Below are 9,280 nucleotides of genomic sequence, written 5' to 3'. Positions count from 1 at the left end.
GAAGACCCCGAATTCGAAACGTTCTACACGAAGAACATCCTGTTGAACGAAGGCATCCGCGCTTGGATGGCTCCGCAAGACCAACCCCACGAAAACTTCATCTTCCCCGAAGAGGTCCTGCCCCGTGGAAACGCCCTTTAATACTGCAATGGTCGTGGGCGGCCGTGACCAAGATTCCACCGGGTTTGCCTGGTGGTCGGGTAACGCCCGTCTGATTAACCTGTCCGGAAAGCTGCTGGGTGCTCACGTGGCCCACGCTGGCTTGATTGTGTTCTGGGCCGGTGCGATGACGTTGTTTGAACTGTCGCACTTCATCCCCGAAAAGCCCATGTATGAGCAGGGCTTCATCCTGCTGCCTCACCTGGCCACGTTGGGCTTGGGTGTGGGTCCCGGCGGCGAAGTGGTGGATACCTTCCCCTACTTCGTGACGGGCGTGCTGCACTTGATTTCGTCGGCGGTGCTCGGTTTGGGTGGGATTTACCACGCCATCCGCGGCCCCGAAACCCTCGAAGAGTACTCGTCCTTCTTCGGTTACGACTGGAAGGACAAGAACCAAATGACCAACATCATCGGCTATCACCTGATCCTGCTGGGTTGCGGTGCGTTGCTGCTGGTGTTTAAGGCCATGTTCTTTGGCGGCGTTTACGACACCTGGGCTCCCGGTGGCGGTGACGTGCGCGTGATCACGAACCCGACGCTGAACCCGGCTCGGATCTTTGGCTATCTGACCAAGGCTCCCTTTGGCGGCGAAGGCTGGATTGTCTCCGTGAACAACATGGAAGACATCATCGGCGGCCACATTTGGGTGGGTCTGACCTGCATTGCCGGTGGTATCTGGCACATCCTGACCAAGCCTTTTGCTTGGGCGCGTCGTGCGTTCATCTGGTCTGGTGAAGCTTACCTGTCCTACAGCTTGGGCGCTCTGTCGTTGATGGGCTTTATTGCCTCGACGATGGTGTGGTACAACAACACCGCTTATCCGAGCGAGTTCTTTGGCCCCACCGGCCCTGAAGCATCGCAGGCTCAAGCGCTGACTTTCTTGATCCGTGACCAACGCTTGGGTGCGAACGTGGGTTCGGCTCAAGGCCCCACGGGTCTGGGTAAATATCTGATGCGTTCGCCTTCGGGTGAAATCATCTTCGGTGGTGAAACGATGCGTTTCTGGGACTTCCAAGGCCCTTGGTTGGAACCCCTGCGCGGCCCCAACGGTTTGGATCTGAACAAGATCAAGAATGACATTCAGCCCTGGCAAGCTCGCCGCGCGGCTGAGTACATGACGCACGCTCCTCTGGGTTCGTTGAACTCGGTGGGCGGTGTGGCGACCGAAATTAACTCGTTTAACTACGTGTCGCCCCGCGCTTGGTTGGCTACGTCGCACTTTGTGTTGGCGTTCTTCTTCCTGGTGGGTCACCTGTGGCACGCTGGTCGCGCTCGCGCGGCTGAAGCGGGCTTCGAGAAGGGGATCAACCGCGAGAGCGAACCCGCGCTGGCGATGCCCGACCTCGACTAATCGATCGAGCGATTGGCAATTTGATCGGGTTTGTCCTGCGGGATGACCCGATCGCCCTTAACAGAGACCCTCGCTAGTCGGGGGTCTCTGTGTGTTTGCAGGCGAGGCGAAAAACATGGCAGAGCTTGACCCCAGGGCCGCCCGAGAACGCTGGCAACGGGCACAACAATTAGCCCAAGAGACGGAACAGACCGCGATCGAGCGGTGGTCGGTGGCGGGCTTGCCTGGCTTGTTGCGCTTGCAACGGGAACTGTGGGCTGCGGGCGATCGGGCGATTGCAGAGCGTCTGGAGCGGGCCGATTGTCTTGTGGCCTGCGATCGGGGTTGTGATTGGTGCTGCTATCTGAACGTGCCGATCGCGGGGATCGAAGCCCAGGTGATTGCCGATTGGATTGCCGAGCTGCCGATGGCTCAGCGGCGGCTGATCCTGGAGCGGTTGGCGCAAACCTTAGGGCAGCTTGAGTTGATTAACCCGGGCGATCGGCTGGGTCATAAAATTCCCTGTGCTTTTTTGGAACCCGATGGCACTTGCGGAATCTATCCGGTGCGGCCGGCCACTTGCCGATCGCACTATTCCACCTGTGCCGCCGATTGCCAACAGGGTTGGGAAACGGGTCAATGGCCGGCGCGATCGGGGCCGATCGATGCCCAGACTTTTGACTTGGAAGCCCAGAATGCGGGGCTACAGGCGGCTTGCGTTGCCCTGGCGATTCCGTTGGCCACCGGGGAATTGCACCAAGCGCTTGGGATGCTGATGCTCGATCAGCCACAATCCAGGAACAACGGGTCAGGGTAACTGGCTAAATTTTCCCAATTTCGTCTGAGGCCAACAGGGGCCCTCTTCTCTCAAGGGTGGTTTCAGTGGCAATCTCAGCGGTGAATCTCAGCGATTAATTTCAACGGTTAATTTCAACGACGATCGGGCGATCGCACCTCGGAACCCGGCGCGTGAAACGGTTGAGCAACGGGCCCTTGGGACTGGGAACGGGAAAATGCTGCCCACTGATCTAACCACTTGAAGGGCCAGCCCGCCCGATGATGCCAATTGGAAGCGGTGGCCAGAACCAAGCCCCCCACCCACAGCAGAGGAGTGGGCAGCGTCACTGCTCGGAGCAACTGCCATAGTTCCGCCGCCAGAAAGAAACCAACCACCAAAACGAGCCACACTCGAAAATTCGCCATTGTTGTTTCGATCGCCCCTCACGGCCCCAGTCTCGTCCAGATTGCTTGCCAGCCGTTGAACCCGGCGCAACGGTTCTAGGCTAATTGATCTTCTGTTCAACACCAAACCCCGCCAGCGCAATTTGATCCAACGGCGCATCCTCTGTGGCGGGGCGATGGTAGTTCAAAATTCGCCGCAGGCGAAGGGCAGGATTCACCAGGGTAATTGAATCCACCGACACCACCCGTTGATAGTGGGTTGTCATGATCAATTCCCGAGTGGCGATGGTGAAGTGAAATTGGGCCACCATTGGTTTAGCTTCCTCGTAGGCGCGATCGCGCAGGTAGTCGCCCTCCAGGATTGAGCCCGTTTCAGCGTTGGGGACGAACAGAAAATTCAAGCTCTGGGCCACCCGCTCGCCATGCTCGGAAACCGTTTGGAAGTCGAGGTGATAGCCCGGAATCTGGTCGAGATCGGCCCGATCGGGTCGTTCATTGTCCTGTAGGACTTGTTGCTTTTGCTCGAGTGAAATCGGGCGAATTTGAAATTCCGTGTGCGATCGCTCCACGGTTTGGTTGCGTAAGTAATGGTAGGTGCGTTCGGCGCTCCAGTCGCCAACACAATGCTCAAAAAAGGTTTGAAATGGTTTTAGGGTTTGAAAAGTCATCGGACGGTGGTTAGGGGCGGTGGATGGCAGCAGAACGCTGAGCCGGCCAGATCGATCGCTGGCGAATCGATCACCCAGGGCGATCGTGTATCAACTTGGTCTGCACGGCGCTGCTTGAATTATCCAGGGTGGCTGCCTAGGGAGAAACCCCATTGACCGTCTAGCGATCACGACCCGACTAGTCTAAAATCGAAAGGTTGTCTGTTTGTCGCGACACGACACCTGATCGTATGGCAGTCCCTAAGAAGAAAACCTCCAACGGCAAGCGCGATCAACGCCGTGCCACTTGGAAGCGCAAAGCCAATTTGCGTGCTCAGCAAGCCCTGTCCCTGGGCAAGTCGATCCTGACCGGTCGATCGAATTTTGTCTTCCCCACCAAAGAAACCGAAGACGAAACCGAAGAATAAGTCATCTTGCGGCGGTTGATGTCGCTCTCTGCAAGTGCGCCACCACCGCCCTCGATCGTCTGTCTATTTTGCCTAGCCCCGTGACCCGAGTTTGGGGCAATCGGGTTTCTAAACCAGCTATTCATATGGTTGCTTGATTCATTCTTGATTCACTATTTACTTAGTTATTAAAATTCTTCTATTGAAATGATTGGCTTATTGGCTCGTGATCCTGAATGGCTAAATTTTTACCTGTTCAGGGCTGCTCAGGATTAACCTAGTCAACATCGAGCCAGACTAAAATTGGAAGTTCGAAGAGAGCGCCTTAGAATCAATACAAGAACACTAAAACAAGACCACTCAGGCAAAAAATTAAAGCCAGAAAACTAGAGCCAGCAAGCTAAATTCCGCTCATTGAAGCCAGAAAATTAGAGCCAGCAAACTAAAGCAATTGTTTTCCTAATCAGTCTCTACCCGGTGCTGTGACTATGCTAGGCAAATTTTTCCAAAAACCAGAACCCAATCAGGGCGATCGTGTGCCACCGGGTCAATACCTAGCGACGGGGTTTCCGGTGCTGACCTATGGTGATACACCGGAAATTCGCCTAGAGGATTGGGAACTGGAGGTTTGGGGTTGTGTCCAGCCGGTTACGTTCCGTTGGGATGACCTGATGGCCATGCCCCAGTCGGACTTCACGGCAGATTTTCACTGCGTTACCCGCTGGTCAAAGTTGGATGTGCAGTGGCGCGGCGTGAAGGTAACGGACTTTATGCGGGCGATCGATCTAGATCCGAAAACTGTGCATGTGATGCAGCACTGCTATGGGGACTACACCACCAACTTGGCGATCGAGGACTTCCTGCGCGAGGAAAACTTCTTTGCGCACAGGTTGTTTGGCGAGCCTTTACCCCCGGATCATGGTGGGCCGCTGCGGTTGGTGGTTCCCCATTTGTATGCTTGGAAAAGCGGCAAGTGGCTGAAGGGCTTGGAATTTTTAGATCATGAAGCCCTGGGATTTTGGGAACGCAATGGTTATCACAAGCGCGGTGAACCCTGGGCGGAGGAACGGTACGCCGGGCGTGGCTTGTTTCTTTAACCCGAATGTGGAGTATGGGCGCACATCCTGCAATTAATCCTGGCATGAATACCGAAAATACCGGACGCAAACCCGAGCAGGAACCGAAACCAGGGCCAGAACCAAACCAGCAATCCTTCACCGCTGGCGATCGAACGGATCCATCTGATCCCTCAAAAGATATTGACCCATCAAAGGGCGCTGACCAGGGGCCAAAAAACGTCTTGGGCGGGCCGCTGGCGCTTTGTGGCCAAAATCCGATTACGGGGTTCTATCGCACGGGCTGTTGCGAAACGGGGCCGCTCGATCGGGGATCCCATACGGTTTGTGCCCAGGTGACGGCGGCATTTTTGGAATTCACCCGATCGCGCGGCAATGATCTGAGCACGCCGCTACCTTGGGCTGATTTTCCGGGACTGAAACCGGGCGATCGGTGGTGTTTATGCGCCAGTCGGTGGCTAGAGGCCGTGGCAGCCGGGGCGGCTCCGCCTGTGGATTTGCAAGCAACCCATGAGGCGGCCCTGCGAATTGTGCCCCTAGAGGCCTTAAAACGCCATGCCTTGTCCTGATCGCCCGAGGCCAGCTCAGACGGGACTCAGCCAAATCAGGCCAGTTAACCAAATCAGGCCAGTTAAATATGAATAACTTAGACAAATTGGGCAGATTAGACCAGTTTGGTGTGATCCCCGTAATCTATAGCATTTCGGTTGATTGCGACTCATTGCAAAAGACCAAGGGTGAGTAATCACTCCCAAGGGCTGCAAGGCAAGGCTAGCCGTCGTTTTCAGGGCTGTGCAGTACGGTTTTCCCACAATTCTTCGCTAGATTGTCAGGGCAGGTCAGGGTACAGTAGAAGCAGGTCAGCAACCTGCTTGGCAAACACCCTAGCGATACACCAACGCAGCAAAACACTGCATGAGGCGATCGTCCTAGCTTGGCTCAAGTAGCAATGGAATTGGGAGTGGGCCTTGGGACTGAGAACCTTACCCGGTTCCAGACTCGTCCTCTACACCCTTGAAGCTTGGCCACCGAATCTGCGCTGCATTTGCTGTGCAGGCTTAATGCTCGGTTGTGCTGGCTGATGGGCCCCTGTTGCAACAAACCTAACCCTTGGCATTTCGCCAAGACTCGATCGAGTCGTTCCAACAACGACACCAGAGCCGATCGAAACTTTCTGGCAAACTCGCGGCGCGATCGCGAAGATTTTTGCCAAACTATTCGGACGGACTCGGCTTTTATTGGGAGGGCCATCGTCAAGTGTCTGACAACACCAACATCCACGAACAAATCGAAGAAGAACGGCAGGCTGCCCGCGAAGCGTGCAGTGTGAATGGAGTTCATTCGCCTGAATGTGCGGCTGCTTGGGATGCACTGGAAGAACTGCAAGCCGAAGCATCGCACCAAAAAGAAGGGCATCCTGAAAAGAATTCCTTTGAAAAGTATTGCGATGACAACCCAGATGCGGCTGAATGCCGTCTCTACGACGACTAAGCCATAGTGCTTCTCGGTCATCTAGCAAAAGTTTGGCAGCCGAACCCCCATTCAAAATCCCAAGACTGATCACCTGAAGATTCATGATTTGGGGCGTTCGGCCACTGGCGAATCACTCACACGAGTGCTGATTTCTGACTCAGCTTGCGGGCTGGCGCTCAGGCGTTGGTTTTTTCGCTCTCGTTTGAAATCTGGCCCCAGGGCCGCAGCAACAGGATGCGCAGTCAAAGCGTTATCCTGTTTTTGCTTTTTGGGCCCATGGGGCCGATCGAGGACAAAACCGTGAGTGGCGATCGAGTAATTGTGGCGCTGGATGTGTCTACCTATGAGGCGGCGATCGCTTGGGTTGATCGCTTGCCGGAGGTGTCGTTCTGGAAAGTGGGTTTGGAGCTGTTCATCAGCGCGGGCCCTGCGATCGTGCAGGAACTGAAGCAGCGACAAAAGCGGATTTTCCTGGATCTGAAGCTCCATGACATTCCCAACACCATGGCTGGGGCGGCCCGGGCCGTGGGGCGTTATGGCGTGGATTTGTTGACGGTGCATGGGGCTGCGGGGCTGACGGCCTTGGAAGCAGCCCAAGCGGCGGCGATCGCAGGAGCCACCGAAGCGGGCGTTACGCCGCCCCAACTAATTGCCGTCACCCTGCTCACCAGCATTGGCCCCGATCGCTTGGCGGCCGATTTGCAGGTGTCTGCGAGCGTGGCTGACTACACCGCCCATTTGGCGCAGTTGGCGAAAACGGCTGGCTTGGCGGGGGCCGTTTGCTCTCCCCAGGAGGCAGCCACCTTGCGATCGCACTGTGGTGCGGATTTTCTGTTGGTTTGTCCTGGGGTGCGGCCGGCTTGGGCCGCATCCGGTGATCAACAACGCACCCTCACGCCTGCCGAGGCCTTCGCGGCCGGAGCCAGTTATCTGGTGGTGGGCCGACCTGTGACGGCGGCGGCGGATCCGGTGGCCGCTTGGGAGCGATTGGTGGCCGAGGTCGCCAGCAGCTAGACCCGATCCAATTTCGCCCAAGGAGGGTGAGCGGTTCGATCGCGGTTGATGTCATCCTATTGCTATTGCGTTTTTTGCAATTGCCCTTTGCGATGGCCCTTGGCGATTGCACTCTGTGATGGCGGTGGCGATCGCATTTATCGGCCACGGCATTTTCATTCCCCAAGATTCAACCAAAAGGATTTAGTCAAACCATGGCGCAAACGACCGGAGCAGACGCGATCGATGTGGCGATCGAGCAGGGGATTGACTTTGACGGAACGCCGATCCCGGCCGCGCGTCTGGAACTCTATCGCAAGGTGATGGCCATTGAAGCCCAGCGCCAACGCAGCGGCGTGACCAACACCATGCGATCGCGAATTGTGCGGATTGGGGCTAAGCACTTTGCCCAAGCGGAATTAAATCAAATGTTGCTGGATGCTGACCTGACCCCGCTCAAGGAGAAGGAAATTGCGTTTTACTACGGCGGCAAATAGCCTCGGGCGATCGGGCCTGATTTTTGGGGCGATCGGGCTAGGTTTGGGCTTGGGGGCCCAGCCCTTGGCGGCGGCCCCCAGCAACCAGCTCACCCCCCTGCAACGGTTGCAAACCACCCGTGCCTGCGTTGAGTGCGACCTGTCTGGGGTTGATCTGAGCGGCTTGGACTTGCGGGGCGTTGACTTACAGCGGGCCACCCTGACGGCAGCGGTTTTGAACGGGGCTAACCTGCGCGGGGCCCGGCTCGATGGCATTGCCGGCCAAGAAGCCCAGTTTCGGGATGCGGATTTGAGCGGGGCCACCCTGACCGATGCGCGGATGCGTGGGGCCAAGTTCCAGCGGGCTAACCTCACGGAAGCGGTGTTGGACAAGGCCCGCCTGCGAGAAGCGCACTTTCGAGGGGCCACCCTGACCCGCGCCAGTTTGGTGCAGAGCCTGTTGGTGGCCAGTCGCCTGAAGGAAGCGAACTTGCAGGGGGCCGATCTGCGGTTTGCCCAGTTGGATGGGGCGGATTTGTCCGATGCTCAGTTGCGATCGAGCAAATTGGTGCGATCGAGCCTGACGGGAGCCACCCTGCTGGGGGCAAACCTGGTGATGGCTAATTTTGAAGGGGCCAATCTCTCCCAAGCCAAGCTGGGCGGCGCGGACGGGTTTCAAGCCAACTTCGCCAACGCTCTGTTGTTGGGGGCGGGCCTGCGGCAAACCAACTTGGAAGAAGCCAACCTCAGCAGCGTGAAGGCAGCGGGGGCGCGGTTTTTGGAAACGAACCTCCGCAGCGCGATCGCCACGGGAGCCGACTTCACCCAAGCCGACCTCAGCAAGGCAAATCTTCAGCGGGCGGGCCTCAGCTTGGCGGTGTTTCGGCAAGCACGCCTGATTGGCACGAATCTGCAACAGGCCAAGATGGGCGGGGCCGTGATGCAAGGGGCTGTGCTCACCGATGCTCGGCTTGATCGCGCCTACCTGGTTCAGGCAGACTTGCGAAGCATCGTGACCCGCAACACCAATTTCACCGGAGCCGCCTTAGACGGGGCCGTGACCCGTGGGGCTGACCTATCTGGGGCGATCGGCTGGGTGCAATAGTGCCATAGGCCATTGATCAACCTGTTCGATCAACCCGCTAGCCGATTGATCGAACGGGTCGATCGAGCGGGTCAATTTCCATGGGCGATCGCGTTGACTGGGCGATCGCCTCGATCGGTCAATGGTTGGTTTAAGGGGCGAATGTCTGGATCATCCAATAGCGAGATCACAGATCATTTTGATTGATCTGACCCCAATTATTCATTCATTGGGTTTTTGGTCGCGGGGAAAGCCACCAATCAGGCCGCTTTCAATCATCAACCCCACACCGGCATTAATCACCGCTAGGGCGATCGTGCCCCACCAAAACCAAGAATCACCGTTAATGCGGCGTGTTACCGCTTCCCCAAATAAACAAAGACCCAAGGGAAACAGCAAGACACCCGCTTGGGCTTTGATGTACCAAGTCCACTTTTTACTCATCGGTTTGTT

General features: G+C 56.8%; 12 protein-coding genes and 1 pseudogene. 10 read left to right on the top strand and 3 right to left on the bottom strand.

Going from position 1 to position 9,280, the window contains the following annotated elements; all coding sequences use genetic code 11:
- The 3 genes and pseudogenes from H6G52_RS15720 to H6G52_RS15710 all read left to right on the top strand — a co-directional run.
- Positions 1 to 141, top strand: a pseudogene (locus H6G52_RS15720) (photosystem II protein D2); the annotation flags it as partial.
- 7 nt (positions 142 to 148) lie between these two features.
- Positions 149 to 1,510 (top strand): photosystem II reaction center protein CP43, encoded by a 1,362-nt coding sequence (psbC, locus tag H6G52_RS15715; protein WP_099532620.1) that lies wholly within the window; start codon positions 149 to 151, stop codon positions 1,508 to 1,510.
- 115 nt (positions 1,511 to 1,625) lie between these two features.
- Complete coding sequence (locus H6G52_RS15710; RefSeq protein ID WP_190529533.1) at positions 1,626 to 2,306, top strand: YkgJ family cysteine cluster protein; 681 nt, start codon at positions 1,626 to 1,628, stop codon at positions 2,304 to 2,306.
- Between the two features lie 113 nt (positions 2,307 to 2,419).
- Here the strand turns inward: H6G52_RS15710 and H6G52_RS15705 are convergent, their stop codons facing one another.
- On the bottom strand, positions 2,420 to 2,692 hold the full coding sequence (locus tag H6G52_RS15705; protein WP_099532618.1) for a hypothetical protein: 273 nt from the start codon (positions 2,690 to 2,692) through the stop codon (positions 2,420 to 2,422).
- A gap of 80 nt (positions 2,693 to 2,772) precedes the next feature.
- Positions 2,773 to 3,339, bottom strand: a complete 567-nt coding sequence (locus H6G52_RS15700; RefSeq protein WP_099532617.1) for a phycobiliprotein lyase — start codon at positions 3,337 to 3,339, stop codon at positions 2,773 to 2,775.
- A gap of 230 nt (positions 3,340 to 3,569) precedes the next feature.
- On the opposite strand from H6G52_RS15700, the gene rpmF reads away from it, so the two are divergent.
- From rpmF to H6G52_RS15665, 7 genes are all read left to right on the top strand, one after another.
- Positions 3,570 to 3,746 carry a 50S ribosomal protein L32 gene (rpmF, locus tag H6G52_RS15695; RefSeq protein WP_099532616.1) on the top strand — a complete coding sequence of 59 codons (177 nt, stop codon included), beginning with the start codon at positions 3,570 to 3,572 and terminating at the stop codon, positions 3,744 to 3,746.
- A gap of 467 nt (positions 3,747 to 4,213) precedes the next feature.
- Positions 4,214 to 4,822 carry a sulfite oxidase-like oxidoreductase gene (locus tag H6G52_RS15690; RefSeq protein WP_099532615.1) on the top strand — a complete coding sequence of 203 codons (609 nt, stop codon included), beginning with the start codon at positions 4,214 to 4,216 and terminating at the stop codon, positions 4,820 to 4,822.
- A 161-nt stretch (positions 4,823 to 4,983) separates the two neighbouring features.
- Positions 4,984 to 5,370, top strand: coding sequence for a DUF2237 family protein (locus H6G52_RS15685; RefSeq protein WP_370567725.1), 387 nt, complete (start codon positions 4,984 to 4,986; stop codon positions 5,368 to 5,370).
- 688 nt (positions 5,371 to 6,058) lie between these two features.
- The gene (locus H6G52_RS15680) at positions 6,059 to 6,292 is read left to right on the top strand and encodes a Calvin cycle protein CP12 (RefSeq protein ID WP_190355833.1); all 234 of its coding nucleotides are present in this window, start codon (positions 6,059 to 6,061) and stop codon (positions 6,290 to 6,292) included.
- A gap of 258 nt (positions 6,293 to 6,550) precedes the next feature.
- Entirely contained in the window at positions 6,551 to 7,288 is a 738-nt protein-coding gene (gene pyrF / locus H6G52_RS15675) for an orotidine-5'-phosphate decarboxylase (RefSeq protein WP_190355834.1), read from the top strand.
- Between the two features lie 194 nt (positions 7,289 to 7,482).
- Positions 7,483 to 7,764 (top strand): DUF4090 family protein, encoded by a 282-nt coding sequence (locus H6G52_RS15670; RefSeq protein ID WP_099532613.1) that lies wholly within the window; start codon positions 7,483 to 7,485, stop codon positions 7,762 to 7,764.
- A complete protein-coding gene (locus H6G52_RS15665) occupies positions 7,739 to 8,848 on the top strand; it encodes a pentapeptide repeat-containing protein (protein ID WP_190529531.1) in 1,110 nt (369 codons plus the stop codon). Before H6G52_RS15670 ends, H6G52_RS15665 begins: the two co-directional genes overlap by 26 nt.
- Before the next feature lie 201 nt (positions 8,849 to 9,049).
- Here H6G52_RS15665 and H6G52_RS15660 read toward each other — a convergent pair whose 3' ends face one another.
- Positions 9,050 to 9,271 carry a hypothetical protein gene (locus H6G52_RS15660; RefSeq protein ID WP_099532610.1) on the bottom strand — a complete coding sequence of 74 codons (222 nt, stop codon included), beginning with the start codon at positions 9,269 to 9,271 and terminating at the stop codon, positions 9,050 to 9,052.
- Positions 9,272 to 9,280 lie beyond the last annotated feature (9 nt).

The organism is Limnothrix sp. FACHB-881 (genome assembly GCF_014698135.1).
Classification (GTDB): Bacteria; Cyanobacteriota; Cyanobacteriia; order CACIAM-69d; family CACIAM-69d; genus CACIAM-69d.
Note: the sequence above shows the minus strand (reverse complement) of the source record. Positions and strands in the feature narration are given on the sequence as shown.